The sequence below is a fragment of the Szabonella alba genome, assembly GCF_016765775.1.
In the GTDB taxonomy this organism is placed as follows: Bacteria; Pseudomonadota; Alphaproteobacteria; order Rhodobacterales; family Rhodobacteraceae; genus Szabonella; species Szabonella alba.
Genome location: NZ_JAESVN010000006.1, coordinates 16,137 through 41,011 on the forward strand (window position 1 = coordinate 16,137; position 24,875 = coordinate 41,011).

Below are 24,875 nucleotides of genomic sequence, written 5' to 3' on the forward strand. Positions count from 1 at the left end.
GGCTACCGTTGCGGGATGATGCGCCCGCCCGCCCCCACCACGAATTTCCGCACATCCCGGAACCCCGGGGGGTTAAGCTCTGCCAGCGCCTGATAGGGCCGTTCGGGCAGCACGATCATGCGCTCCAGTTTCGTGGCGCCGATATCCTCAAGCCCCTGACCCGCGAAAGGGCTTGAGGCAAAGACCTGACGTTCGGCCGATGAGAACCAGCCGGTCTTGACCGTTTCCACCCGGTCGGACAGCAGATCCTCCACCGTCCAGACCAGCGCCCAGTCCTGCCCCGTGGCAGCCCCGGCATGGGTCAGCACATCCGAGACCGGCCCCGATTGCAGGGTGAAGCCGGACGAATGCATCGGCCCCAAATGGATCCGGCGCAGGCGGCGGGGATGCAGATCGTCGAAATCCTCGTCAAACCCCTTGGCGATGGTCAGCAGCTTCAGCCCGCCCAGCGATTGCGCCATCAGATGCGACTGCACCTGCGGCCAGCGCCGGTTGTCCTTGGGCAGCGATGTGCGGCCACTGTCCTGCACATTCATCAGGTAAATCACCGGCAAGTTGGTCTGGCTGTCATAGACCGCCCAATGGACCATCCAGCTGCGCCGATCGGGCGTTTCGCCCAGCCATTGCAGATCGGGATCGTTGCGCGCCCAGAACAGATCCCGGTCGCGCAGCGTTTCATAGTAAAGCCGCTGTGACAGCGCGAATTGCAGCCGGGTCGGAATGGTCAGATCACCGACGATCTGGCGCACCATCGCGTCCTTCAGTTCGGCCTCGGTCTCCATCCCGGCCAGATGGCGCGTGGCCTGCTGGGCATCATTCGCCATGACCAGCAGTTCCTGCGCGACCGGAAAGCCGCTTTCATGCCGGTCAAAGCTAAGCTTGCCGGGAAGCGGCCCGTCCAGACGCCCTGACATCAGGTATTTATGCGACAGCGCCGTGAAACTGGCGCTGAGCCGCAGGATATAGCTGCCGATGATCCGCGCCTCCAGCCGGGTCAGGCTGCCCTCGGATTCAAGCTCGGCCGCGACCCGGGCCAGATGGCCGGTGATCGCCTCGAATTTGGCGAAATAGCGGCGCGTGACCAGCGTGTCATGCAGTTCCGCATGGTCGTCGGTCAGTGCGGTTTTCGGACCTTGCGCCACTTACCCGCCATACTGGTTCTTGTCGTGTTTCTCGACGATGGCGGCAAAGCGGCGGGCAAAGCGTTCATCCGCCTTGGCCTTCTGCTCAAGGATCTTGCGGGCAAAGACCATGTGATCCTCATGGGCTTCCATCATCTCGGCCATGCGGGAATTGGTGGCGGTGCCGATGGCGGCCATGGCGGCCTGCGCTTCCTGATCGGTCTTGACACCGATTTCATTGATCTGATGCGCCACATCCTGCTGCTGCGCGGTTTTCAGACTGGCGGTCAGCGCATCATAAAGCACCACGCGCTGCTTGGTATCGGTCTGCAGCTTGTTGATCAGCACCATCTGCGTCGCGGCCTGATTCTGCAGGCTGTCCACCCAGGTCTTGCCCTTTTCGATATAGCGTTCCAGCGTCTGCGATTTCGCCAGATGCACCTGTTCGTCCTGCACCATCGCATTATAGCGGGTGTTCAGTTCGGCAAGTTCGGTTTCCAGCCGCGTGCGCGCCGCCGCATCCTGTTCGACGCTGATGCGGTTCTCAAGCTCGATGATCCGGGGATCCATCCCGGCGATCTGGGCGCGCAGCGCCTCCAGCGCGGCCACAGTCGCCTCGCGTTCATCCAGCGTGCCGGTCAGATTGGCCTCGACGCTGGCCTTCTGCCCGTTCAGCATGTCCAGCTGCCCCTGCAGCAGTTTCACGATCACATCGGATTTCGAGATCAGATCCTGCAGCTTGTCGTCGATCGAGGCCGTGCGCAGGCGTTCCTGCCGCATGGATTCGGCCTTGCCGCGCGAAAAGATGCCGATGAAGCTTTCCATCCCCGACTTGTTGCGCATCTCGTCGAAGTCACGCGAAAAGCCCGCCGTCACATCGTCCAGCCCCATGATCAGCTCGGCGATATTGGCGTTCATCAGGTCGGTATGCTTGTGCACATCCTCAAGCGAGGCATTCTCGACATCAATCGCCGCCTCGCCTGCCGCAATCTTGGCACGGGCGGCCTCGATCCGGCTGGTGACTTCGGCTATCTTGCCCTGTGCGGCGGCGACCTCGGTCTGACTTTTGCGGATCTGCGCGTCGAAATCGGCCATTGCGACCTCCCCCATGTAAATTCTGTTTACATATACGGGCCAGCCGAAACCGTTACCAGTGGCACCCGCAAGAAAAACGCCGGGGCAAACCCCGTCGCGTTTCAAATTGCAGGAGGGGCGGCCCGATTGCAATTTCATTCTTTGCCCTGCTGCCCGGCCCGGGCTTGCGGTGCCGAAGGCGGGGTTGCTAGGCTGCGCCCATGTTGACCGATACCGCCATTGCCAAGGCCATTGACGCCCGCCGCGACGATCTTGTGCGCCTGACGCAGGATCTGATCCGTATTCCCACGCTGAACCCGCCGGGGCGCTGTTACCGCGAGATCTGCGACTATCTGGCGGCGCGGCTGGACAACGCGGGGTTTGCAACCGAACTGCTGCGCGCCCATGGCACGCCGGGCGACAGCGACGCGCATCCGCGCTGGAACATGGTGGCGCGACGCCGTGGCGCCCGGCCCGGCGAATGCCTGCATTTCAACAGCCATCACGATGTGGTCGAGGTGGGGCACGGCTGGACGCGCGATCCGTTTGCGGGCGAAGTCGAGGGCGACCGCCTCTATGGGCGTGGTGCGTGCGACATGAAGGGCGGGCTTGCGGCCTCCATCATCGCCGCCGAGGCCTTCCTGTCGCTGGCCCCGGATTTCGCCGGAAGCCTTGAAATCTCGGCCACAGCGGATGAGGAATCGGGCGGTTTCGGCGGCGTCGCCTGGCTGGCCGAACAGGGCCATTACGCCCATGTCGATCACGTCATCATCCCCGAACCGCTGCACAAGGACCGCATCTGCCTTGGCCATCGCGGTGTCTGGTGGGCCGAGGTGGAAACCCATGGCCGCATCGCCCATGGGTCAATGCCGTTCCTTGGCGACAGCGCGATCCGGCATATGGGCGCGGTGCTGGCGGAAATCGAGGAGCGGCTTTACCCGCTTCTGGCCACCAAGCGCACCGAAATGCCGGTGGTGCCCGAGGGCGCGCGGCAATCAACGCTGAATATCAATTCGATCCATGGGGGTGAGGCCGAGCCCGAACCCGGCTATGACGGCCTGCCCGCCCCTTGTGTGGCCGACCGCTGCCGCATCATCCTTGACCGCCGCTTCCTGATCGAGGAAAGCATCGCGGAGGTGAAGGCCGAAATCACGGCGGTGATGGAGCGGGTCAAGGCCGCCCGCCCCGGTTTCAGCTATGAAATCCGCGATCTGTTCGAGGTGCAGCCCAGCATGGCCGACCGCGACGCCCCGGTGGTGCGCAGCACTGCCGCCGCCATCGAACGCGTGCTGGCGCGGCAACCCGATTTCGTCGTCTCCCCCGGCACCTATGACCAGAAACATATCGACCGGATCGGGCGGCTGAAGAACTGCATCGCTTACGGCCCCGGCCTGCTGCATCTGGCGCATCAGCCGGATGAATGGGTGGGGATCGGGGATATGGCCGACAGCGCGAAGGTGATGGCGGGGGTGATGGCGGATCTGTTGGGGGGATAGGTTTCGCCTTTCGCTGGCCCGATTGACAGACCCGCGAAAGGCGGCAGGATGCCTCAATCCTCTGCAGGAATCAGGTCAGGGTTCCAGACAATCTCCCACAGGTGACCATCAGGATCGCGGAAATAGCCGGCATAGCCACCATAGAACGTATCCTGCGCAGGCTTGACGATCTCGGCACCCGCCCGGGCCGCAGCCTCAAGGTTCCGGTCGACCTCCTCCCGGCCTGCCACGTTGTGCCCGATGGTCAGGGCGGTCGGACTGACCGGCTGCGGGACAAGCCCGGTATCATGGGCAATGTCGGACTGGGACCACAGTGCAAGCTTCAGCCCGCCGGACAGGTCGAAAAACACCACTGCACCATGGTCGAACTCCTGCCCGATGATGCCTCTTGTCGGCAGCCCGAGCCCGTCACGGTAGAAAACCAGCGATATTTCAAGATCGGCAACGCCGAGTGTCAGAACGGAGATTCTGGGTTTCATGTCATGCCCTTTCTATCGGCCTCTGCACCACGCAGAAACCCTGATAGTCCTGGGCCGCCGAATTTCAGCGGAAGGACCCGCAAATTGCGGGGGGCGGGCCAACCTTCCCGAGCCTAACCTGTTTCAGACCCCTGAACCGTAACTCCACGCGTCAGAGGGGTCAACGGCACCCCCTTGCACCCCTCCCCGAAAACCCCCAAGACAGGCCCCGCAATCGCGCGACAGCGCGACCGGGGGGAAGTGCGATGAAAGCGGGAATCGTCTGTCTGGTGCTGGCCTATGTGCTCAGCCAGTTCTACCGTGCTTTCCTTGCTGTTCTGACCCCGGTTCTGGGGGCGGATCTGGGTGTGACGGCCGAGGATCTGGCCGCCGCCTCGGGCCTGTGGTTCCTGACCTTCGCCGCGTTCCAGATCCCGGTCGGCATCGCGCTGGACCGGATCGGCCCGCGACTGACCACGGCGCTGATCTTCGCGGCCGGCGGGGGCGGCGGGGCGCTGCTTTTTGCCTTCGCGCAGGGCCCCGGCACGATCAAGCTGGCGATGGCGCTGATCGGGATCGGCTGTTCGCCGGTGCTGATGGCGGCCTATTACATCTTTGCGCGGCTTTATGCGCCCGCCGTCTTCGGCACGCTGGCGGGCGCGCTGGTGGGCTTTGGTAATTTCGGCAATATCGCCAGTTCCCTGCCGCTGGCGCTGGCCGTGGATATGATGGGCTGGCGCGTGACGATGCTGCTGCTGGCCGCGATTACACTGGCCATCGCCCTTGCCACGGCGCTGTTACTGCGCGACCCGCCCCGGCTGGAGGGCAATATCCGCGGCTCCTTGATGGATCTGCTGCGCTTGCCCGCCCTGTGGTTCATCATTCCGATGATCATGGTCTGCTACTTCCCTTCGGCGGCCCTTCGGGGGCTGTGGGTTGGCCCCTTCTATACCGATGTCTATGGCGCGGATGCGACGATGATCGGCTCGGTCACGCTGGCCATGGGCATCGCGATGATCCTTGGCAATTTCGCCTATGGCCCGCTGGACCGCCTGTTGGGCACTCGCAAATGGGTGATCTTCGGCGGCAATGTCGCGGCACTGGCCTGCCTTGCCGCCCTTTGGACCTTTCCGCTGTCAGGGCCGGTCACGATTGCGCTGCTGCTGGCTGCACTTGGTTTCTTCGGCGCCTCTTTCCCGATGATGATGGCCCATGGCCGGGCCTTCTTTCCGCCGCATCTTGTGGGGCGCGGGGTCACTCTGCTCAATCTCTTCAGCCTTGGGGCGACGGGGCTTGCGCAATATGCATCGGGCTGGATCCATGCCGGGGCGGCCCGCAACCCGGCCGAGGCCGCCTTTACCCCGATTTTCGCCGCTTTTGCGCTGGCATTGGTGGTCGGACTTGCGATCTATGCCTTTTCCGAGGACCGCACGGACTGACGCCCCCTTTCGCCTCCTCAACCCTTGCGTTAAACGGGCCGCATAGGAAACAGGAGGCCATGATGGGCTATAAGGTCGTCGTCGTTGGCGCGACGGGAAATGTGGGCAAGGAAATGCTCAACATCCTCGCCGAGCGCGAATTCCCCGTGGATGAGATTGCAGCACTCGCGTCGCGCAAATCCATGGGAACCGAGGTCAGCTTCGGTGACAAGACCCTGAAGACCAAGGACCTTGACACCTTTGACTTCACGGGCTGGGATATCGCGCTGTTTGCCATCGGATCGGATGCAACCAAGATCTATGCGCCCAAGGCCGCCGCCTCGGGCTGTGTCGTGATCGATAATTCCTCGCTCTACCGCTACGACCCGGATGTGCCGCTGGTCGTGCCGGAAGTGAATGCCGACGCGGTGATGGGCTACAAGAAGAAGATGATCATCGCCAACCCCAACTGTTCCACCGCGCAGATGGTCGTGGCGCTGAAACCGCTGCATGACCGCGCGAAGATCACGCGTGTCGTGGTCTCGACCTATCAATCCGTGTCCGGCACCGGCAAGGAAGCGATGGATGAGCTGTGGAACCAGACCAAGGGCATTTTCGTCCCCGGTCAGGAGGTTGCGCCCTCGGTCTACCCCAAGCAGATCGCCTTCAACGTGATCCCGCATATCGACGTTTTCCTTGATTCCGGCGATACCAAGGAAGAATGGAAAATGGTGGCCGAAACAAAGAAGATCCTCGATCCCAAGATCAAGGTCACCGCGACCTGCGTGCGCGTGCCGGTCTTTGTCGGCCATTCCGAGTCGATCAATATCGAGACCGAGGAATTCCTCGACTGGGAAGAGGCGACCGATATCCTGCGTGAGGCGCCGGGCATTCTGGTCGTCGATAAGCGTGAGGCGGGGGGCTATATCACGCCCATCGACTGCGTCGGCGAATATGCCACCTATATCAGCCGCATCCGGCAGGACAGCACCATCGAGAACGGGCTGAACCTGTGGTGTGTGTCGGACAACCTGCGCAAGGGTGCCGCCCTGAACGCGGTTCAGATCGCCGAAGTGCTGGGCCAGCGCTGCCTCAAAAAGGGCTGACCGGATCAGCCGGACCTGCGGAAAGCGCGGCCCCCTGACAGGAGGCCGCGCTTTTCATTGAACGGCAAGCAGCGGACAGGGGTGTGGCATGATCGTCGACAGGTCCAGCACGGAACATTACCTTTGGGGGCAGGATTGCGACGGATGGCTGCTGCTGCCCGGCGACGATCTGCTGGTGATTGAGGAACGCATGCCCCCCGGCACAGCCGAGACCCGCCATTTTCACAACAGGGCGCGGCAGTTCTTCTATGTCCTGTCCGGCACCCTGACGATGGAACTGGACGGTAAGGTGTATCAGGTCAGCGCGCGCCGGGGCATCGCGGTGCCGCCCGGTCAGCCGCATCAGGCCCGCAACGACACGGCAGAGGATGTGTTTTTCCTTGTCATATCGTCGCCCACATCGCGCGGTGACCGCCAGCCCGTGCCCCAAGGTCTACAGGTCAACGCGCCCTGAAGGAACTCCGTCGCCCTTTTCATGGTGCGGGACAGGCCCAGAACCCGGGAGCGAGACCGCGACCGGGACTGGGACTGGGACTGGGACTGGGACTGGGACTGGCCAAAAACTGCCAGAATGCAGCCGGATGGGAAGAAACCCGGCCTGAAAAACGTCAGGGCAAGGCCCAGACTGGGCCTTTTTGCGATGCGGGATGATTTTTTTGCCGCAATCCTATCTGATTAAGATATTGATTTAATTTTATTTTTCCAAAAATCTCCTTCCTGCCTCTCTTTTTTGAACGAAATTATTCACATTTGGTGAAACTCGGGCGGAAAACCGCCCGTATCTCTGGACGTGGCGGGCACCACCTGAGCGGGACGAACCAGAATGACGCTGCTTGACCAACTTCGCACCCTGTGCGCGCTGGCCATCAAGGACCAGACCCGGCCCCTTTCATCCAGAATTCCCTCAACCAGTACTCCCCTGACGGCACAGCCGATTGCATCCTTCCGGGATGCCGATTGCGCGGACCTGCGGCGCGCTGGACCAACCGGAGAACGCCGCCGCGTCACTCGTTTGGAAATCGAGCGGGATCTGGCGCGTCAGCTGGGCTGCTCCCGCCAGATCTGATCGTCGACCCTTTCCATCAAAACCCAGTTCCAGAACCGGTAGCGGCCTTGGCCGAAGGATGCCGGCCATCCGAAAGGACAAGACAATGTCGAATACCGCATCGAATACCGCCCAGACCCTGATCCAGCGCGCCCGTCAGAACCGTCTTGCAGCACTGGCCGCCCGTCAGGCCGCAGGAAATTCCGGCTGCGACGCGCAGTGCAACGCCAGCGCGGCCTGATCGCCCCGACCCGTTCAATCTGATTCCGGACCACAAGATCCGACCATCAACACAACACGAAGGACCACCGACATGATCTCTGCTGAAACCCTCATCGCCCGTGCCCGTCAGAACCGCCTGCAGGCGCTGGCCCATCGCCGCGAGGCAACTGCGGCAGCACCTGCCGGAACCGCCGCCACGGGCTGCGCGAATATCAACGCCGCCCCGCGTGATCCGCAGCCGACGGTGATCTTTACCAGCCGCCGCCGCGAGATGCTGGCACTGGCGTCGTGACGGGCAACCGGACGGGACAGCCCGTCAGACGGGCAGGAATTCCCCTCTGACCGGGTCGAACTGTTCCAGCCCGCCTTCACCCACATCGGTCCAGAGCCCGTGCAGCGTCAGGCTTTCTTCTTCCACCGCCTTGGCGACAAAGGGAAAGGTCATCAGATTGTCGATACTGACCAGAACCGACTGCTTTTCCAGCGCCCGCGCCCGGAAGGCCGCATCGACATCCTTCACCCGCTCATAACCGGGGCGCAGGATATCCATCCAGCGACCGACAAAACTGGAGGTTTCCAGAAGTTCCGGCGCCTCACCCGAACACATGTCGAGGCAGCCCTTGACCCCACCGCAATTGGAATGGCCCAGCACCACGATATGCGCGACGCCCAGACTGGTCACCGCATATTCCACCGCGGCAGAGGTGCCATGCGTCTGCCCGTCGGGCGTATAGGGCGGCACCAGATTGGCGACATTGCGATGGATAAAGAATTCGCCTTCATCCGCCCCGAAGATCGAGGTCACATGCACACGGCTGTCGCAGCAGGAAATCACCATGGCACGCGGATGCTGGCCCGAGGCGGCAAGGCGGCGATACCACGACTTGTTGTCCTGATAGGTCGTGGCCTTCCAGCCATGATAACGCTGAACAAGATAGGCGGGCAGAAGGCGGGCCTGTGGCATGATCGGACATCCTTTCGGGCAGGCGGGTCTTGCGGTCCTGTAACTAGGACGGAACTGCCGAAAATTCGAGAGGCTTCCTGCATCCCCGGCAACCTTTTCTTCAGCACAAGGCGCCAGACTGATCCGGGGTGTGCAAAGGAACGGGACGCGAAATGACCGCGCATGTGATGGCCTTCAGGCCAAAGGAACGAGTACAACAGGATGCCGGACCCATCGCGCTGCTTTACCGGACCATGGGAACGCAGGCGGCCGAAGAGGTGGTGACGCGGGCGCTTGGCGAGGTGATGATGACGATTGCAGGTCTGGCCGGTGCAGGTCTGGGCGGCCAATCGCAGGGCGCTGCCATTGCCGATCTGTCCCGCCCGCTCCGCCGCCTGCAGCGCATGTCGGAACAACTGGGGCTGGTCAGTCTGGGGCTTGTCGCGGGCGATGCGCGCGACTGTCTGGACCATGGCGACCGGATCAGCTTTGCGGCGGTCCTGGCGCGGTTGATCCGGGTTGCAGAAATCTCATTGGCCCCGGAACCGGGACTGCTCGACCACTCCCGCTAGGGAGCACGGGAAGCGACCGGTCGGGCAGGAGCGCCGCATCAGAAGGGGGTTTGTGTGGCGGTATGCGCGCTGCGGCTACCCCGTTGGGGAAGGACGGCGCGGCAAGCCTGCGCCCCTTTTTTGCACATGCATCGCCGGGCGCACCTTCCTTTGATGGTTTCGCCGCACATGACTGGCCCGGATTTGCGTGGACAGCGTGCATATAAGGGAATCGCTTCTCAGCCGCACAGCATCGGTGCAAGCGCATGACCGGCAGAGGCAGATTGTCAGAACCCTGCGCGCGCAGCAGCGTCCGGATGCGGAACACCGGGGACTTTGGCAATTCATGGGCAGGCGGCACGAGCAGCAAGGCTGCATGCATAGATTTCCGATACACGCGGATCAACCGGAGCGATAAGCGGTCATTTGGCCCGCGATTGGGTCACGATGGCGGGATCGGAAGCCGCTTGACGGACTTCCTGACCGACAAAACGGATCGAGGGGAGGCAACGCCATCCCCCCGCCAGATGACCGCTTGCAGGGGCGGGGGGATCGGATAGGGTCAGGCAAAACAGACGCGCAGTCCGGATCGCCCCCGTCAGGGGCAGGGATCCGCCGCCACCCCGCAGCCGGAGCCTTTCGCATGTCCCCCCGTTTCGCCCCTGACACTGCCAACGCCCTGCCGCTTCACCTGCTGGATCCCGGGGCGCTGACGGGGCCGGACAGCCCCCTGTCCGCCGCCGCGCAGGGCTGGCTGCAGGCCTCGGGCTTTGCCGCCGGGCTGGGTGAAACCACGCTGCTGCCCGATGCCGAGGGCGGCATCGCGGGCGCAGTGGTCGGCCTTGGCACATCCGAGGCCCGCCGCCGCACCCGGTTCGGCCTTGCCCGCTCTGTCGCCGCACTGCCCGCAGGCTCGGTCTGGCGGCTGGCATCGGCCACCGACCCCGCCCTGCGCGACGAACTGGCCCTTGGCTGGCTGCTGGCGCAATACCGGTTCGACCGCTACCGCCCCGCCGCCAAACCCGCCAATCCCGCCACTCTGGTCGCGCCCGATGGGCTGGATGCCCCAAGGATCGAGGCGATTGCGGCGGGCGAATGGCTGACGCGCGACCTGATCAATACGCCCGCCTCCGATATGGGCCCGGATGAACTTGAGGTCGCTTTCCGCGCGCTGGCCGACCGGTTCGGCGCTGCGGTTTCGGTCATCCGGGGCGATGATCTGCTGACGCGCAACCTGCCGATGATCCATGCGGTCGGCCGCGCTTCGGCCCGCGCGCCGCGCCTTTTGGACATGCGATGGGGCAATGACGGTCCGCAACTGGTGCTCGTCGGCAAGGGCGTCTGTTTCGACACCGGGGGGCTGGATATCAAGCCTTCGTCCGGCATGCTGCTGATGAAGAAGGATATGGGCGGGGCGGCGACCGTCATGGGCCTTGCGCAGACGATCATGGCCCTTGGCCTGCCGATCCGGCTGCGCGTGCTGGTTCCGGCGGTAGAGAATGCAATCTCCGGTTCTGCGATGCGGCCCCGCGATATCCTGACCTCCCGCAAAGGACTGACGGTCGAGATCAACAACACCGATGCCGAGGGGCGGCTGGTGCTGGCTGATGCGCTGGCCCTCGCGGATGAGGAAGAGGCCACAGCGATTGTCTCGATGGCCACGCTGACCGGGGCTGCGCGCGTTGCCGTGGGGCCGGAGCTTGCCCCCTATTTCACCGACGATGACACAATCGCCGCCGCATTGGAAAGCGGCGCGCGGGCGGTGCGGGATCCGGTCTGGCGCCTGCCGCTCTGGCCCGGCTATGAAACGATGATCGAACCGGGCATCGCCGATCTGGACAACGCGCCCTCGGGCGGTTTTGCGGGTTCCATCACGGCGGCCCTGTTCCTGCGCCGTTTCGTCAGCAATCCGCGCTATCTGCATTTCGACATTTACGGCCACAACCCCGCCGATGCCTCGGCGCGGCCCAAGGGGGGTGCGGGACAGGGCGCGCGGGCGCTGCTGGAGGCCCTGCCCGCCCTTCTGGAGGTGCCGAAATGACCGACCGCCGCCTGACACTTGCCAATGACCGCGTGGCGCATCTGTCGCTGGAAGGCCAGATTGCCGCCCCCCGCTATGCCGAGACAGAGGCCGCCGAGATTGCCCTGCCCGTCATCGATCTGCTGGCCGCCCCGGAAGGTGCCCGTGAAAGGCAGCTTTTGCTGGGGGAACGCTTCGATGTGCTGGAACGGCATGAGGGGTTTGCCTATGGCCGTGCCGCGCGGGACGGCTATTGCGGCTATGTGCCCGAGGATGCGCTTTGCATCCCGACCGGGATCAGCCATTGGGTCTGCGTTCCCGCCAGCCATCTTTACAGCGAACCCCGCGCACAGGCGCCGCGTCATCTGTGGGTCAGTTTCGGCACCAAGCTGCGCGTGTTGCGGCAAGAAGGGGTCTGGGCCGAAACCCCGCATGGCTTCATCCATGCCGGGCATCTGTCAAGCCTTGGCAAATGGCACAACGACCCGGTTGAGGTTGCAGGCCTGTTTCTGGGCACGCCTTACCTGTGGGGGGGGAATTCGCAGGGCGGGATCGACTGTTCCGGGCTGGTGCAGATGGCATGGCTGGCCTGCGGACGCGCCTGCCCCGGCGACAGCGACCTGCAACGCAGCCTTGGGCAGCCGCTGCCCGACGGTACCGCGCTGCAACGGGGCGACCTGATCTTCTGGAAGGGCCATGTTGCGATGATGGTCGATGCCGATCTGATGATCCATGCGACCGGGCATTTCATGGCGACCGTGATCGAACCCGCCGCCGAGGCGCTGGCCCGGATCCGGCAGCAGACCGGGCTTGACCCGCTGATGCTCCGCCGCGCCTGATACGCGGCGAAACCGTCAGTCCAGGGGCGTCAGATCGTGCGCCCGCCATCCACCATCAGCGCCGCCCCGGTCACAAGTCCTGATTCGTCCGAACACAGATAGACGGCGGCATGGGCGACATCCTCGGGCGTGGAAAACCGGCCCAGCGGGATCGAGGCCATGAAGCCCGCCCGCAATTCCGCACTGTCGCCCCCCATGAATTGCGACAGCATCGGCGTATCGCCGGAAACCGGGTTGATGATGTTGACGCGGATGCCATGCGGGGCAAGTTCCAGTGCCATCGATTTCGTAGCAATGTTCATCCAGCCCTTTGAGCTGTTATACCATGCCAGCCGGGGACGCGGCGACACCCCCGCGCCTGATCCGATATTCAGGATCACGCCCTTGCCTGCCGCCTTCATCGCGGGCACGACATGGCGCGCCATCAGATAGACCGATTTCGCGTTGATGCGGAACACGCGGTCGAACTCGGCCTCTTCCACCTCTTCCAGCGGGCCGGGCGGATGGGTGACGCCGGCATTGTTTACCAACACGTCGATCCGTCCGAACCGGTCCAGCACCGCGCGGGCCATGTCCGCGACCGACGCGCCCTGCCCCACATCGACGGTCAGCGCCATGCCGTCGATTTCACGAGCCACCTCTTCTGCGGCCGCGGGGCGGATATCGGCTATCACGACCTGCGCACCCTCGGCCGCGAATTTCCGCGCGATCCCCGCACCATAGCCCGAGCCGCCGCCCGTCACCACCGCCACCTTGCCTTGCATCCGCATCCGGTTTCCTCCGCTTTGACGGGCGGACAATGCACCACCTGGTTAATTGATGCAAACCCCCTTCACGACCGTTCCCGTTTGCACGGGACAGATTGCACAGGTCTGATTGCACGCCCCCCCGCTTGCATGGCCGCCGCCCGCCCGGCATAAGGGGGCGTGGCGATGGCGTCGCCACGGGCATCGCGCCACCCCCTCCACCGTCCTGAACGCCGGGACCTTTCGGGGTCTGCCGCAGGCCCCGTATCCCGAGGTCTGACCATGACATCCCGTCCCGAACAATACCGCTTCCACAATGGCGCCAAGGCCGCCCTGCCCTTTGATCCCGCCGAATATGATGACCGGCTGGCCGGTCTGCGCGATCTGATGGAGATGCATTCCCTCGACGCCGTTCTGCTGACCTCGATGCAAAATGTCGCCTATTATTCCGGCTTTCTCTATTGTGCATTCGGGCGGCCCTATGCCTGCGTGGTGACGAAAACCGATTGCATCACCGTTTCGGCGGGCATTGACGGCGGGCAGCCCTGGCGCCGCGGCCATGGCGACAGCATCACCTATACCGACTGGACGCGCGACAATTTCTGGCGCGTCGTGGCCGGGATTACCGGCACGGGGAAAGCCGTGGGATGTGAGGCCGATCACCTGACCTTGTTGCAGGCGGAAAAGTTCAACCATTTCCTGAAACCGGCGCGCGGCATGGATATTTCCCCCGCGACGATGCAGCAGCGCATGGTGAAGTCCCCGGCGGAACTGGACCTGATCCGTCAGGGCGCGCAGGTGGCCGATCATGGCGGTCATGCGATCCGGGCAGCACTGCGCGACGGCGCGACCGAGCTTGAAATCGCCATGGCAGGCCGAGACGCGATGGAGGCCGAGATTGCCCGGCGTTTTCCCGATGCCGAATACCGCGATACATGGGTCTGGTTCCAGTCGGGGCTGAATACCGATGGCGCGCATAACCCGGTCACGAATCGCAGGCTGCGGCGTGGGGATATCCTGTCGATGAACTGTTTTCCGATGATCTCGGGCTATTACACCGCGCTGGAACGCACGATGTTTCTGGGGGAATGCGATGCGGCCAGCCTGGCCGTCTGGCAGTCCAATATCGCGGCGCATGAGTTCGGAATGGGCCTTTTGCGACCCGGGGCGACCTGTGCCGGGGTGACGGAACAGATCAATGCCTTTCTGGCCGAACGCGACCTGCTGCAATACCGCAGCTTCGGCTATGGCCATTCCTTCGGGATCCTGTCGCATTATTACGGGCGTGAGGCCGGGCTGGAACTGCGTGAGGATATCGACACCGCGCTGGAGCCCGGCATGGTGATTTCCATGGAGCCGATGCTGACCATCCCCGAAGGCCAGCCCGGGGCGGGCGGATACCGCGAACATGACATCCTGATCATCACCGAGGAAGGGGCCGAGACCATCACCGGCTATCCCTACGGGCCTGCGACCAATATCGCCGGATAGGCAACCGCCTGCCGAAACCCGGGCCCATTGCGTCACAGGACACAGAACCCTCGCCCCGAAAGCAACGCCCGGTGCAATTGTGTCACAGTGACGTTGCGCAGGGGTTGACGCCATGGGTCTGCCGGGTCGGAATAGCGCAAAACCATTCAAAGTGAGTCTGCCGTGAAAATTATGCTTCCGCGCCTAGCTGCCATCCTGTTGCTGCCGCTGCTGGCAGCCTGCGCAGCCGCCCCCGTTGTCGAGGAAACGCCGCCCGAATATGCCGCTGTCGAGGATGGCGGCTTTCTGATCCCGGCGGTTGATCCGCTGCATCTGACCGACCTGAACCGGCGGACGGATGTTGTCTATAACGGTCCCGAAGGCCCGGGCACGATTGTCGTCGATACCCATTCCCGCCGACTTTACCATGTGAAAGAGGGCGGCATGGCGACCCGCTATGCCATCGCCGTCGGGCGCGATGGTCTGACCCTGCGCAGCACCACCACCGTGGGCCGCAAGGTGGAATGGCCCAGCTGGACGCCCACCGCCAACATGATCCGCACCATGCCCGAGACCTATGCCGAATTCGCGGGCGGTCTGCCGGGTGGTCTGGAAAATCCGCTGGGCGCGCGCGCGCTGTATCTCTATCGCGGCAGCCGCGACAGCTATTACCGGATCCATGGCACGATCGACAATGCCTCGATCGGGCGGGCCACCTCGGCCGGCTGTATCCGTCTGTTCAATCAGGATGCGATCCATCTGTTCAACGAGGTCGAACTGGGCACTACGGTCCGCATCCGCAGCCGCGAGGAATCGCTGGAGCTTGAGGGCCTGTGGGAAGATGACGAATACGGCCGCATCCAGCCTGCCATGCAGGGCTGAACGGTCCGAGCGGGCGGGGGCCGTGGCCCCCGCTCGCTTTCCCATCCGGCGCGCTGTCACCATCCCGTTTGCGCGCCCCTTCCCGGCTTGATATAGCGCGGCAAAGTGCCCTTGCGAAAGTCGGACCATGGATCATTTCCTTTATCGCGACGGACAGCTTCATGCCGAGGATGTGGCGCTTGCCGATATCGCGGCGGCGGTCGGCACGCCCTTCTACTGCTATTCCAGTGCCACGCTGACGCGGCATTACCATCTGTTCACCGAGGCGCTGTCGCCTTTGCCGCATCTGGTCTGTTTCGCGGTCAAATCCCTGTCCAATCTGGCGGTTTTGCGACTTCTGGGCAGTCTGGGGGCGGGAATGGACGTGGTGTCGGGCGGTGAATACCGCCGTGCCCGCGCGGCCGGTGTACCGGGCGAACGGATCGTGTTTTCCGGCGTTGGCAAGACGCGGGAGGAAATGCGCCTTGCCCTGACCGGCGGCATCCGCCAGTTCAACGTCGAATCCGAACCCGAACTGCGCGCCCTTTCGGCAGTGGCCACCTCGCTGGGCCTGACCGCGCCCATCACGATCCGCGTCAATCCCGATGTCGATGCCCGCACCCATGCCAAAATCGCGACCGGCAAGAAGGAAAACAAGTTCGGCATCCCCATCGCCCGCGCCCCCGAGGTCTATGCCGAGGCCGCGCGCCTGCCGGGGGTCGATGTGGTGGGCATTGACGTCCATATCGGCAGCCAGCTGACCGAGTTGGAGCCGTTCGAACAGGCCTATCTCAAGGTGGCCGACCTGACCCGCGCCCTGCGCGCCGAAGGCCATGATATTCGCCGCCTTGATCTGGGCGGAGGGCTTGGCATCCCCTATGCGCGCAGCAATTCCGCCCCGCCGCTGCCCTTGGATTACGGCGCATTGATCAAGCGCACCGTGGGCGATCTGGGCTGTGAGATCGAGATCGAACCGGGCCGTCTGATTTCGGGCAATGCCGGTGTGCTGGTCTCGCGGGTGATCTATGTGAAAAACGGTGAGGACCGGGATTTCCTGATCCTTGACGCCGCGATGAACGATCTGGTGCGCCCGTCGATGTATGATGCGCATCACGATATTGTCCCGGTCACCGAACCTGTCCCGGCAGGCCCGGTGCAGCCCTATGATGTGGTCGGCCCGGTCTGTGAAACCGGCGACACATTCGCCAAGGCGCGCGACCTGCCAATGCTGGCCGAGGGCGATCTGGTCGCCTTCCGTTCCGCCGGGGCCTATGGCGCGGTGATGGCCTCGGAATATAACAGCCGCCCGCTGGTGCCCGAGATTCTGGTCAACAAGGATCACTTCGCCGTCATCCGCCGCCGTCCGACATTTGACGAAATGCTGGAACGCGATAGCATACCCGAATGGCTGTGACAGAACGCGGCCTCAGGCAGGCTGCATGACACCCGAAGACCGCCAGACCCTCATCGACAGATTACGCATGCCGCTGCGGCTGACCTTTGCAGGTTTGTGGGCCGAACGGCTGGCGCGCGGGTTCTGGCCGCTCTGGTCGCTGCTGCTGGCGGTGCTGGCGCTGCTGTCGCTGGGGCTGCAGGATCATCTGTCGCCGAATGGCCTGCTGGGTCTGCTGGCGCTGATCGGGGTGCTGGCGCTTTGGTCGGTCTGGTATGGCTGGCGCAATTTCCGCCGCCCCCTGAAGGCCGAGGCGATGGTGCGGCTTGATGCCTCACTGCCCGGACGCCCCCTGTCGGCGCTGGCCGACACGCAGGCGATCGGGGCTGCCGATGCGGCCTCCCGCGCGGTCTGGCAGGCGCATCTGCGCCGCATGGCCGACCGCGCCGCCAGCGCAAGGCCGGTTGCCCCTGACCTGCGGCTGGCGCGGCGTGATCCTTACGGGTTGCGCTATATCGCCTTGACCGCGCTGGTCGTGGCGCTGACCTTCGGGTCGGTCTGGCGGGTGGCCAGCGTGACCGGGCTGGGCCCCGGCCCGGCACAGGCGCTGATCGGCGGCCCGACATGGGAGGGCTGGATTCAGCCCCCGCCCTATACCGGCAAACCCACGCTTTACCTGAATGACATCGACCGCGTCACATTCTCGGTGCCGGTCGGCAGCCGCGTCCAGATCCGGTTTTATGGTGAGGTGGGTGCGATCAGCCTTGCCGAATCGGTCTCGGGGCGCAGCGGCAGCGATTTGCCCGCACCAAGCGAACCGGTGCAGGATTTCACCATCGCGCAAAGCGGATCGCTGGGGATCGAAGGACCGGATGACCGGGTCTGGAACATCGTCGCGCTGCGCGACACCCCGCCCGAAATATCCGCCACGGATGAGGTGACGCGCGAGGCCGACGGTCGGATGAAACTGCAATTCACAGCGAAGGACGATTACGGCGTGACCTCGGGCCGCGCGGTGATCGCGCTGGATCTGCCGCAGGTGGACCGCCGCCACGGCCTGACCATCGACCCCGAACCGGTGGAACCTGTGGTGCTGGATCTGCCGCTGCCGATCACCGGCAACCGCGCGGAATTCACCGAAACGCTGATTGACGATCTGTCGAAACATGTGCTGGCCAATCTGCCGGTGACAGTCGCGCTGTCGGCCACCGATGCCGCCGGACAGACCGGTGAAGGCGCGGCCCTGCACATCACCCTGCCGGGGAAACGCTTCTTCGATCCGCTGGCCGCCGCCGTGATCGAGATGCGCCGCGATATCCTGTGGAACCGCGACAATGCCGCGCGCACGGTGCAGATCCTGAAGGCCGTGACTCATGCGCCCGAGGGGTTCGTGCGCAATGAGCGCGCATGGCTGCGCCTGCGGGTCGCGCTGCGCGACCTTGACACGCGGACCGATGGCCTGACCATCGAGCAGCGCGACGCGATGGCCGAAACGCTGTGGGACATCGCCCTGATGATCGAAGAGGGTGATCTGGCCTCGGCCCGGGAACGGCTGCGCCGCGCGCAGGACCGGCTGGATGAAGCGATCCGCAACGGCGCCGACCCCTCGGAAATCGAGGAGCTGATGCAGGAACTGCGCGAGGCGATGGACGATTATATGCGCCAGCTTGCCGAAGAGGCCGCGCGCAATCCCGACAGTCAGGCCGGGATGGAACAAGAGGGCATGGAAATGTCCGGCGACCAGTTGCAGCAACTGCTGGAAGAGCTGCAGCAGATGCTGGAAGAGGGCCGCATGGCCGAGGCCGCCGAACTGATGGAGATGCTGCGCCAGTTGATGGAGAACATGCAGGTTACGCAGGGACAGGGCGGTCAGGGCGGCCCCGGCCAGCAATCCATGCGCGATCTGGCAGAAACGCTGCGCGATCAGCAGGGCCTGTCGGATGACAGTTTCTCGGAACTGCAGAACGGTGATGGCCAGCAGGATCAGGGTCAGGACGGGCAGCAAGGGCAAGAAGGGCAGGATGGCCAGCAAGGGCAGGATGGCCAGCAGGGCGAAGGCCAGAACGGCCAGCAGGGCAATCGCGGTCAGGGTCAGGAAGGCGTGGGCCGGAACGGGCAGGGTCAGGGCCTTGCCGACCGTCAGCAGGAGTTGCGCAACCGGCTGGGCCAGTTGAACGGATCAAACCTGCCTGGCGCGGGGTCGCAGCAGGGGGAGGCCGGGCGCCGGTCCCTTGATGAGGCGGGCCGCGCGATGGACGAGGCCGAGCGCGCCTTGCGCGACGGCGATCTGCCCGGCGCGCTGGACCGGCAGGCCGATGCAATGCGCGCCATGCGTGAAGGGATGCGTTCGCTGGGTGAGGCCATGGCGCAGGACCAGCGCGAGCAGAAAGGCGGCGGTCAGGGCGAGGCCGTGGGCCGCGCCGATCCGAATTCCGCCCGCGATCCGCTGGGCCGTGAACCCGGCGACGGGGCGCGCATCGGATCGGACCGCAACATGCTGCAGGATGAGGATGGCGACCGCCGTGCCGGTGAACTGCTGGATGAGATCCGCCGCCGTCAGGGTGACCTGACCCGCCCGGAAAGCGAACGCGACTATCTGGAACGGCTGCTGGATATGTTCTGAGACCTGCAGCACCGGATCACACGCATTGATTGCAGAAAAAGGCGTCATGCACGGGGGGGGGCATGCACGGGGGGAAGTGATGCGCGGGGGGCTGACGGTGGCCAGCCGCTGCATCCGGTTCGGCAAAGCCCTTGGCGCGGCCAATGCTTCCCGAACGCCCGTTACGCCCCGCGTTCCATCATACGCAGTCTCTTGGTGTCAGTTGCCGCCCATGGATTGCAGGCTGCCTGTCGCCCGCATCAGCAAACCGTCCAGCCCCGCCCGCAGATGGTTTACGCCATTGACATAGCGGGTCATCATGTCTTGCGCAGCGGGGAATTGCTCGACGATCCGGGGGGCTGCGACATAGGCCGAAGCGGCCAGAACCGCCAGAAACACCATCAGGAAGAATCCGCTGCGAAAACCCGATCCGCCCCGGGCGGCGGTCGTGTCCTGCCGGGGCAAGGGATCGACACCCGGACGGGTTTCGGAACTCGCGCGCAGGGTGGAATTGATTTCCTCGATATCCGGCAAAAGATCGCGACGCGCGCCCGGCCTTGCGGTGATCTCGGCCTCAGGATCGGTCCGGTCCTCAGGCTGGGGCTCAAGCTCGGGTTCCGGCGCGCGCAGACGGGCCAGCCGGTTCCGCAATGCGGTGGAACTGCCGGTTTCCTCAAGCCCCAGATCGGTCTGGGTCTCGATCGGGCGCTGTTGTTCGGCACGGCGCGCCGCGGCCTCCCGCTCGGCCTCTTCCTTCAGCACTGCCAGCAGATTTTCGTCCAGCGACCGGCGCGGCTGCGCCGTTTCGGGGCCGGGCATCGGCGTCGCCGGTCCTGTCGCGGTCAAGGGCGCGTCAGGCCCGTCATCAGGAGCGGCGGCATCAGGATCGGCGGCATCGGGATCCGGGGCCGCCGGGGGATCGGTATGCATCTGCGCGGCATGGTCAGACAGCATCGCACTTGCACCTGCGATCGCACCGGCACCTGCGCCCTGCGTGACCGGCCCGGCCTCATCCTCCTCGGTATCGTCATTCCAGACGTCGTGCTGACCGTTCGCCCGCGGCGCGGCAAAGGCCGTTTCCTCGGCCGGTTCCGGCTCGGACATTCCGTGCAGATCCGTCTCGGGACCGACGGAATACTCCGCCCCATCCTCGGCCAGCATACCCGAAGGGCCGACCGGCACCTGATACCATGCGTGACCGCAATTTGAGCATTGAACATCGCGTCCGTCATCGGGGATCGCGCTGTCATCAACCTCATACTGTGCGTCGCAATTCGGGCAAATCAGTCGCATCAGCCCGTCCCCGCCCTGTTCTTAATTCTGCCTGCGCCTCATTTGTAGCGTTGTTAGCGATCACTTCCAAGCCTTTGTCGCAACGGCCGGAACAATCGCGCATTGAAACCCCCTGCCCCATCGGCATACTGCCCGCCGGGGCAGGGCAGAACCGCCGCCTGCCCCGCGCAACGGAGCAGCGCGTGATCGCATTTGAAAATGTCGCCTATAATTACGGCGGCGGGGAACTCCTGTCCGAGGTCAGTCTGAAACTGGCCCCGGGATCCTTCCATTTCCTGACCGGGCCTTCGGGCTCGGGCAAATCGACCTTTCTGAAACTGTGCTACGGGGAATTGTTGCCAACGGCAGGGCGGCTGACCCTGTTCGACCGTGAGGTGCGCGGCCTGAACCGCGATGAGATTGCCCGCATCCGGGGGCGCATGGGGATCGTGCATCAGGATTGCCAGTTTCTGGACCATCTGCCGATGGCCGCGAATGTCGCCCTGCCCGCCACCGTGACGGGGCGGGAGGCCCCGATGCAGGATCTGGCCGATCTGATGGGCTGGGTCGGGCTGGCCGATGTGATGCAGGCGATGCCGCCGCATCTGTCGGGCGGGGAACGGCAGCGCGCGGCGCTGGCGCGGGCCATCATCATGTCGCCCGAGGTCGTGCTGGCCGATGAACCGACCGGAAATCTGGACTGGGACATGTCGCTGCGGCTGCTTCAACTGCTGATTGAACTCAACCGTATGGGCAAGACCATCCTGATCGCGACCCATGACCTGAACCTGATCCGCACGGCCAAGCAACAGGTGGCCGCACGGGTGCTGCGCATCGCAAAGCGGCGGGTGCAACTGGCCGGGGCGGATCTGTGATGCGGCGGATCATTGCGCGGCTTCGCCCCTTCCTTGCCGCCGAGGGACATCGCGACAATGTGGTGCCGCCATCAGGCCATACGGCATGGCTGACCACCTTCACCGCCGGGGCGATGACATTTCTGGCAGTCTTTGCGCTGGCCCTGTCGCTGGCCGCGTCGCGCATGGCCGACCGCTGGGAGGGGGCGCTGGCCCGCACCGCGACGATCCGCATCTCCGCCCCGCCCGACCAGATCGAGCTGCAGACCCGCGCCGTGCTGGACCTTCTGGCGACGACGCCCGGCATCGCCTCGGCCCGGCGCATTGAGCGGGCCGAAAGCCTTGCGCTGCTGGAGCCGTGGTTTGGCCCCGATCTGCCGCTGGACGCCTTGCCCCTGCCGCAGCTTGTCGAACTGACCGAAACCGAGGCGGGCTATGACACCACCGGCCTGCGGCTGCGCCTGTCGGCCGAGGCCCCGGGCGCGGTGCTGGACGATCATACCCGCTGGCGCCGTCCGCTGGTGCTGGCGGCCGAACGGCTCAACCTGCTGGGGCTGGTCTCGATCGGGCTGATCGCCACCGCGATGGGCGCGATGATCGTGCTGGCGGCCAATGCATCACTGGCGGCCAATGCGCAGGTGATCCGCGTCTTGCGTCTGGTCGGCGCAAGGGACAGCTATATCGTGCGCGCCTTCACGCGACGCTTCACGCGGCGGGCCTTTCTGGGCGCGCTGGCCGGGACGGCAGCCGGCATGGCGGGGATCGCATTGCTGCCTGCGGCCGATGCGGCGGGCGGTTTTCTGACCGGGCTGGGCTTTCAGGGGGCGGGATGGCTTTTGCCGCTGCTGCTGCCTCCCGCCGCCGCCCTTGTCGCCTTTTTCGCCACCCGCGCCGCCGCTTTCCGCAAGCTCAAGGAACTGACCTGATGCGCAACTCCTTGCAATGGCTGCTTTCGCTTGTTTTCATCCTGCAGATGTATCTGGCCATGCTGGTTCTGGGGATCGTCTATTTCCCCTGGGCGCTGATCAGCCGCGATGGCGCGCGCGCCGCCTGTCATGCCTTTTGCCGCTGGGTGCGTTTCTCGCTGCGCCTTCTGACCGGGCTCAGGACCGAGGTGCGCGGCCCTGTTCCGCAGGGGGAGGTCCTGATTGCCGCCAAGCATCAAAGCTTTCTCGACATCCTCCTGATCTTCGGCGCGGTCCCGCGCGGCAAGTTCATCATGAAACGCGAACTGATCTGGGCGCCGGTCCTTGGCCTTTATGCGCTGCGCATCGGCTGCGTGCCGGTGAACCGGGGCAAGCGCGGGCAGGCCATCACCCGGATGATGGCCGATGTGAAATCCGGCGCGCAGGATCCGGGACAGTTGATCATCTATCCGCAGGGCACCCGCATCGCCCCGGGCGTCAAGGCCCCCTACAAGGCAGGCACGGCGGCGCTTTACGGCCAGTTGCGGCAGGATTGTGTGCCGGTCGCAGCCAATGTCGGGCTGTTCTGGCCCAAGCATGGCATCCTGCGCAAGCCGGGGCTGGCCGTGGTGGAATTTCTGCCCGCCATTCCACCCGGCCTGCCCAATGCCGAATTCATGGCCCGGATGGAAACCGAGATTGAAACCGCGTCAGACCGGCTGATGGCCGAGGCGGGTTTCCCCGGATTGCGTTAGGAAAAAGCATGGATTTCATCACCGATACCGAAAGCCTGCACCGGCTATACGGCACGCCCGGACAGGCAGCTCAGGTCAAGGTCATGCACCGGCTGATCCCGACCTATCGTGCCTTTCTGGAACGGTCACGCTTTTGCGTGCTGACAACGGTCGGCCCGGATGGCACCGATGGCAGCCCGCGTGGCGATGAAGGGCCGGTCGTCACCGTTCTGGATGACCAGACCCTTGCCCTGCCCGACTGGCGCGGCAATGACCGGATCGACAGCCTGACCAATATCGTCGTCGATGGCCGGGTCAGCCTGATCTTTCTCATTCCCGGGTCCAGCACCGCGATGCGCGTCAATGGCCGCGCCCGTCTGACCGAGGATGCGGCCCTGCGCGACCGGTTCCGCAAGGGCGATGCGCGGCCCCGCACTGTCATCGTGATCGCGATTGACGAGCTCTATCCGCAATGCGCCCGCGCGGTGATGCGCGCAGCGCTCTGGTCCGGCGATCAATCCGCCGGATTGCCCAGCATCGGCGACATGCTGACGGAAATCACCTCGGGTGGGTTTGACGGCAAGACCTATGATGCCGAATGGCCCGGGCGGGCGGCAAAGACGATGTGGTGACGGGCGGGGGGGCGTTGCCCCCCTGCCCCGCCGGAAACAGGTGCGACCGGAGGATGGACAGCGCAGGGTGTCCTCTTCAGGCCGCCAGCCCGCGCGACCCCATCGCGATGTATTTCTGCCGGCGATCCTTGACCAGCGCCTCGGGCGCTTTACCCGCAAGCTCGGCCAGCATGGTTTCCAGCGCCTTGCCGACGGCTGCCACGGTTTCCGTGCGGCCCCGCTGCGCGCCCCCCAGCGGCTCGGCGATGATGCGGTCGATCACGCCCAGTTTCTGCAGATCCTGCGCCGTCAGGCGCAGGGCCTCGGCCGCCTCGCGCATTTTTTCGGCGTCCTTCCACAGGATCGAGGCGCAGCCCTCGGGCGAAATCACCGAATAGACCGAATGTTCCAGCATCGCGACGCGGTTCGCGGTGGCAAAGGCGACAGCCCCGCCCGATCCACCCTCACCGATGATGACCGAGATCAGCGGCACGCCGATTTCAAGACATTTCTGGGTCGAGCGCGCAATCGCCTCGGCCTGACCGCGTTCCTCGGCCCCCTTGCCGGGATAGGCACCGGGCGTGTCCACCAGTGTGATGACCGGCAGGCCGAAGCGATGCGCCATATCCATCAGGCGGATCGCCTTGCGATAGCCTTCGGGCCGGGCCATGCCGAAATTGCGTTCGATCCGGCTTTTGGTATCGCTGCCCTTTTCATGGCCGATCACCATGACCGGCTGATCGCCCAGCCGGGCCAGCCCGCCCATCACCGCATGGTCATCGGCGAAATTCCGGTCCCCCGCCAGCGGGGTGTATTCGGTGAACAATGCCTCGATATAGTCGCGGCAATGGGGCCGGTCAGGATGGCGCGCGACAAGGCATTTGCGCCACGGGCTCAGATCCTTGTAAAGATCGCGCAGCAGCACTGCGGCCTTGGCGTCCAGCGCCACGGCCTCTTTCTCGATATCCATTTCCTTGTTGGACCGCGCCATCGCGCGCAGTTCCTCGGCCTTGCCTTCAATCTCTGACAGCGGCTTTTCGAAATCGAGATAGTTCATCCGGCACTCCCTGCGAACGTTCCCGGCATGGAACGACCCAGCGTATATGACGCCGCAGGACCGCAAATGCAACTCAC

General features: G+C 64.5%; 25 protein-coding genes. 18 read left to right on the plus strand and 7 right to left on the minus strand.

All coding sequences use genetic code 11. The features are described 5' to 3' along the window. Positions 1-2: 2 nt before the first annotated feature. Together JL811_RS13910 and JL811_RS13915 are read right to left on the minus strand one after the other, a co-directional pair. Positions 3-1,142 carry a hypothetical protein gene (locus JL811_RS13910; RefSeq protein ID WP_337924751.1) on the minus strand — a complete coding sequence of 380 codons (1,140 nt, stop codon included), beginning with the start codon at positions 1,140-1,142 and terminating at the stop codon, positions 3-5. Next, positions 1,143-2,216, minus strand: a complete 1,074-nt coding sequence (locus JL811_RS13915; RefSeq protein WP_202689530.1) for a coiled-coil domain-containing protein — start codon at positions 2,214-2,216, stop codon at positions 1,143-1,145. Positions 2,217-2,416: 200 nt separating this feature from the next. On the opposite strand from JL811_RS13915, the gene JL811_RS13920 reads away from it, so the two are divergent. Further along, positions 2,417-3,691 (plus strand): acetylornithine deacetylase/succinyl-diaminopimelate desuccinylase family protein, encoded by a 1,275-nt coding sequence (locus tag JL811_RS13920; protein WP_202689318.1) that lies wholly within the window; start codon positions 2,417-2,419, stop codon positions 3,689-3,691. Positions 3,692-3,744: 53 nt separating this feature from the next. Here the strand turns inward: JL811_RS13920 and JL811_RS13925 are convergent, their stop codons facing one another. After that, positions 3,745-4,170: a VOC family protein gene (locus tag JL811_RS13925; RefSeq protein WP_202689319.1), complete on the minus strand. Its 426-nt coding sequence runs from the start codon at positions 4,168-4,170 to the stop codon at positions 3,745-3,747. A 245-nt stretch (positions 4,171-4,415) separates the two neighbouring features. Between JL811_RS13925 and JL811_RS13930 the strand changes: the two genes are divergently transcribed. The 6 genes from JL811_RS13930 (at position 4,416) to JL811_RS13950 (ending at position 8,232) form a co-directional block, all read left to right on the plus strand. Further along, positions 4,416-5,588 (plus strand): MFS transporter, encoded by a 1,173-nt coding sequence (locus JL811_RS13930; protein WP_202689320.1) that lies wholly within the window; start codon positions 4,416-4,418, stop codon positions 5,586-5,588. Positions 5,589-5,650: 62 nt separating this feature from the next. Further along, entirely contained in the window at positions 5,651-6,673 is a 1,023-nt protein-coding gene (locus JL811_RS13935) for an aspartate-semialdehyde dehydrogenase (protein ID WP_202689531.1), read from the plus strand. Between the two features lie 88 nt (positions 6,674-6,761). After that, positions 6,762-7,127, plus strand: coding sequence for a cupin domain-containing protein (locus JL811_RS13940; protein ID WP_202689321.1), 366 nt, complete (start codon positions 6,762-6,764; stop codon positions 7,125-7,127). Positions 7,128-7,496: 369 nt separating this feature from the next. Continuing rightward, on the plus strand, positions 7,497-7,739 hold the full coding sequence (locus tag JL811_RS13945; protein WP_202689322.1) for a hypothetical protein: 243 nt from the start codon (positions 7,497-7,499) through the stop codon (positions 7,737-7,739). A gap of 85 nt (positions 7,740-7,824) precedes the next feature. Beyond that, entirely contained in the window at positions 7,825-7,959 is a 135-nt protein-coding gene (locus tag JL811_RS20170) for a hypothetical protein (RefSeq protein ID WP_273542497.1), read from the plus strand. A 72-nt stretch (positions 7,960-8,031) separates the two neighbouring features. Further along, on the plus strand, positions 8,032-8,232 hold the full coding sequence (locus JL811_RS13950) for a hypothetical protein (RefSeq protein ID WP_202689323.1): 201 nt from the start codon (positions 8,032-8,034) through the stop codon (positions 8,230-8,232). 24 nt (positions 8,233-8,256) lie between these two features. Here the strand turns inward: JL811_RS13950 and JL811_RS13955 are convergent, their stop codons facing one another. Continuing rightward, positions 8,257-8,904: a carbonic anhydrase gene (locus JL811_RS13955; protein ID WP_202689324.1), complete on the minus strand. Its 648-nt coding sequence runs from the start codon at positions 8,902-8,904 to the stop codon at positions 8,257-8,259. Positions 8,905-9,056: 152 nt separating this feature from the next. Here JL811_RS13955 and JL811_RS13960 point away from each other — a divergent pair, with 152 nt between their 5' ends. The 3 genes from JL811_RS13960 (at position 9,057) to JL811_RS13970 (ending at position 12,293) form a co-directional block, all read left to right on the plus strand. Further along, positions 9,057-9,455 (plus strand): hypothetical protein, encoded by a 399-nt coding sequence (locus tag JL811_RS13960; protein ID WP_202689325.1) that lies wholly within the window; start codon positions 9,057-9,059, stop codon positions 9,453-9,455. 622 nt (positions 9,456-10,077) lie between these two features. Then, positions 10,078-11,475 carry a leucyl aminopeptidase family protein gene (locus tag JL811_RS13965; RefSeq protein WP_202689326.1) on the plus strand — a complete coding sequence of 466 codons (1,398 nt, stop codon included), beginning with the start codon at positions 10,078-10,080 and terminating at the stop codon, positions 11,473-11,475. Beyond that, entirely contained in the window at positions 11,472-12,293 is an 822-nt protein-coding gene (locus JL811_RS13970; protein ID WP_202689327.1) for a C40 family peptidase, read from the plus strand. Before JL811_RS13965 ends, JL811_RS13970 begins: the two co-directional genes overlap by 4 nt. A gap of 29 nt (positions 12,294-12,322) precedes the next feature. Here the strand turns inward: JL811_RS13970 and JL811_RS13975 are convergent, their stop codons facing one another. Further along, positions 12,323-13,063 carry a glucose 1-dehydrogenase gene (locus JL811_RS13975; protein ID WP_202689328.1) on the minus strand — a complete coding sequence of 247 codons (741 nt, stop codon included), beginning with the start codon at positions 13,061-13,063 and terminating at the stop codon, positions 12,323-12,325. A gap of 258 nt (positions 13,064-13,321) precedes the next feature. Here JL811_RS13975 and JL811_RS13980 point away from each other — a divergent pair, with 258 nt between their 5' ends. The 4 genes from JL811_RS13980 (at position 13,322) to JL811_RS13995 (ending at position 19,386) form a co-directional block, all read left to right on the plus strand. Next, positions 13,322-14,530, plus strand: coding sequence for an aminopeptidase P family protein (locus tag JL811_RS13980; protein ID WP_202689329.1), 1,209 nt, complete (start codon positions 13,322-13,324; stop codon positions 14,528-14,530). Positions 14,531-14,701: 171 nt separating this feature from the next. Next, the gene (locus tag JL811_RS13985) at positions 14,702-15,391 is read left to right on the plus strand and encodes a L,D-transpeptidase (RefSeq protein WP_202689532.1); all 690 of its coding nucleotides are present in this window, start codon (positions 14,702-14,704) and stop codon (positions 15,389-15,391) included. 127 nt (positions 15,392-15,518) lie between these two features. Continuing rightward, complete coding sequence (lysA, locus tag JL811_RS13990; protein WP_202689330.1) at positions 15,519-16,784, plus strand: diaminopimelate decarboxylase; 1,266 nt, start codon at positions 15,519-15,521, stop codon at positions 16,782-16,784. A 25-nt stretch (positions 16,785-16,809) separates the two neighbouring features. Next, complete coding sequence (locus JL811_RS13995; protein ID WP_202689331.1) at positions 16,810-19,386, plus strand: DUF4175 domain-containing protein; 2,577 nt, start codon at positions 16,810-16,812, stop codon at positions 19,384-19,386. A gap of 198 nt (positions 19,387-19,584) precedes the next feature. Here the strand turns inward: JL811_RS13995 and JL811_RS14000 are convergent, their stop codons facing one another. Further along, the gene (locus JL811_RS14000) at positions 19,585-20,658 is read right to left on the minus strand and encodes a zinc-ribbon domain-containing protein (RefSeq protein WP_202689332.1); all 1,074 of its coding nucleotides are present in this window, start codon (positions 20,656-20,658) and stop codon (positions 19,585-19,587) included. Between the two features lie 182 nt (positions 20,659-20,840). Here JL811_RS14000 and JL811_RS14005 point away from each other — a divergent pair, with 182 nt between their 5' ends. Genes JL811_RS14005 through JL811_RS14020 form a run of 4 tightly spaced genes read left to right on the plus strand, consistent with a single transcriptional unit; the run spans position 20,841 to position 23,762 of the window. Beyond that, entirely contained in the window at positions 20,841-21,512 is a 672-nt protein-coding gene (locus JL811_RS14005; protein WP_202689333.1) for an ATP-binding cassette domain-containing protein, read from the plus strand. Then, the gene (locus JL811_RS14010) at positions 21,512-22,417 is read left to right on the plus strand and encodes a cell division protein FtsX (protein WP_202689334.1); all 906 of its coding nucleotides are present in this window, start codon (positions 21,512-21,514) and stop codon (positions 22,415-22,417) included. Before JL811_RS14005 ends, JL811_RS14010 begins: the two co-directional genes overlap by 1 nt. Beyond that, positions 22,417-23,151, plus strand: coding sequence for a lysophospholipid acyltransferase family protein (locus JL811_RS14015; RefSeq protein ID WP_202689335.1), 735 nt, complete (start codon positions 22,417-22,419; stop codon positions 23,149-23,151). Before JL811_RS14010 ends, JL811_RS14015 begins: the two co-directional genes overlap by 1 nt. An 8-nt stretch (positions 23,152-23,159) precedes the next feature. Further along, positions 23,160-23,762 carry a pyridoxamine 5'-phosphate oxidase family protein gene (locus tag JL811_RS14020; RefSeq protein ID WP_202689336.1) on the plus strand — a complete coding sequence of 201 codons (603 nt, stop codon included), beginning with the start codon at positions 23,160-23,162 and terminating at the stop codon, positions 23,760-23,762. Between the two features lie 76 nt (positions 23,763-23,838). Here the strand turns inward: JL811_RS14020 and JL811_RS14025 are convergent, their stop codons facing one another. Then, positions 23,839-24,798 carry an acetyl-CoA carboxylase carboxyltransferase subunit alpha gene (locus JL811_RS14025; RefSeq protein WP_202689337.1) on the minus strand — a complete coding sequence of 320 codons (960 nt, stop codon included), beginning with the start codon at positions 24,796-24,798 and terminating at the stop codon, positions 23,839-23,841. Positions 24,799-24,875 lie beyond the last annotated feature (77 nt).

What these genes read in the sequence shown, in the direction of transcription:
- JL811_RS13915 (WP_202689530.1), bottom strand. Translation starts at nt 2,216, where the DNA reads ATGGCCGATTTCGACGCGCAGATCCGCAAAAGTCAGACCGAGGTCGCC.
- JL811_RS13920 (WP_202689318.1), top strand. Translation starts at nt 2,417, where the DNA reads ATGTTGACCGATACCGCCATTGCCAAGGCCATTGACGCCCGCCGCGAC.
- JL811_RS13925 (WP_202689319.1), bottom strand. Translation starts at nt 4,170, where the DNA reads ATGAAACCCAGAATCTCCGTTCTGACACTCGGCGTTGCCGATCTTGAA.
- JL811_RS13930 (WP_202689320.1), top strand. Translation starts at nt 4,416, where the DNA reads ATGAAAGCGGGAATCGTCTGTCTGGTGCTGGCCTATGTGCTCAGCCAG.
- JL811_RS13935 (WP_202689531.1), top strand. Translation starts at nt 5,651, where the DNA reads ATGGGCTATAAGGTCGTCGTCGTTGGCGCGACGGGAAATGTGGGCAAG.
- JL811_RS13940 (WP_202689321.1), top strand. Translation starts at nt 6,762, where the DNA reads ATGATCGTCGACAGGTCCAGCACGGAACATTACCTTTGGGGGCAGGAT.
- JL811_RS13945 (WP_202689322.1), top strand. Translation starts at nt 7,497, where the DNA reads ATGACGCTGCTTGACCAACTTCGCACCCTGTGCGCGCTGGCCATCAAG.
- JL811_RS20170 (WP_273542497.1), top strand. Translation starts at nt 7,825, where the DNA reads ATGTCGAATACCGCATCGAATACCGCCCAGACCCTGATCCAGCGCGCC.
- JL811_RS13950 (WP_202689323.1), top strand. Translation starts at nt 8,032, where the DNA reads ATGATCTCTGCTGAAACCCTCATCGCCCGTGCCCGTCAGAACCGCCTG.
- JL811_RS13955 (WP_202689324.1), bottom strand. Translation starts at nt 8,904, where the DNA reads ATGCCACAGGCCCGCCTTCTGCCCGCCTATCTTGTTCAGCGTTATCAT.
- JL811_RS13960 (WP_202689325.1), top strand. Translation starts at nt 9,057, where the DNA reads ATGACCGCGCATGTGATGGCCTTCAGGCCAAAGGAACGAGTACAACAG.
- JL811_RS13965 (WP_202689326.1), top strand. Translation starts at nt 10,078, where the DNA reads ATGTCCCCCCGTTTCGCCCCTGACACTGCCAACGCCCTGCCGCTTCAC.
- JL811_RS13970 (WP_202689327.1), top strand. Translation starts at nt 11,472, where the DNA reads ATGACCGACCGCCGCCTGACACTTGCCAATGACCGCGTGGCGCATCTG.
- JL811_RS13975 (WP_202689328.1), bottom strand. Translation starts at nt 13,063, where the DNA reads ATGCGGATGCAAGGCAAGGTGGCGGTGGTGACGGGCGGCGGCTCGGGC.
- JL811_RS13980 (WP_202689329.1), top strand. Translation starts at nt 13,322, where the DNA reads ATGACATCCCGTCCCGAACAATACCGCTTCCACAATGGCGCCAAGGCC.
- JL811_RS13985 (WP_202689532.1), top strand. Translation starts at nt 14,702, where the DNA reads ATGCTTCCGCGCCTAGCTGCCATCCTGTTGCTGCCGCTGCTGGCAGCC.
- lysA (WP_202689330.1), top strand. Translation starts at nt 15,519, where the DNA reads ATGGATCATTTCCTTTATCGCGACGGACAGCTTCATGCCGAGGATGTG.
- JL811_RS13995 (WP_202689331.1), top strand. Translation starts at nt 16,810, where the DNA reads ATGACACCCGAAGACCGCCAGACCCTCATCGACAGATTACGCATGCCG.
- JL811_RS14000 (WP_202689332.1), bottom strand. Translation starts at nt 20,658, where the DNA reads ATGCGACTGATTTGCCCGAATTGCGACGCACAGTATGAGGTTGATGAC.
- JL811_RS14010 (WP_202689334.1), top strand. Translation starts at nt 21,512, where the DNA reads ATGCGGCGGATCATTGCGCGGCTTCGCCCCTTCCTTGCCGCCGAGGGA.
- JL811_RS14015 (WP_202689335.1), top strand. Translation starts at nt 22,417, where the DNA reads ATGCGCAACTCCTTGCAATGGCTGCTTTCGCTTGTTTTCATCCTGCAG.
- JL811_RS14020 (WP_202689336.1), top strand. Translation starts at nt 23,160, where the DNA reads ATGGATTTCATCACCGATACCGAAAGCCTGCACCGGCTATACGGCACG.
- JL811_RS14025 (WP_202689337.1), bottom strand. Translation starts at nt 24,798, where the DNA reads ATGAACTATCTCGATTTCGAAAAGCCGCTGTCAGAGATTGAAGGCAAG.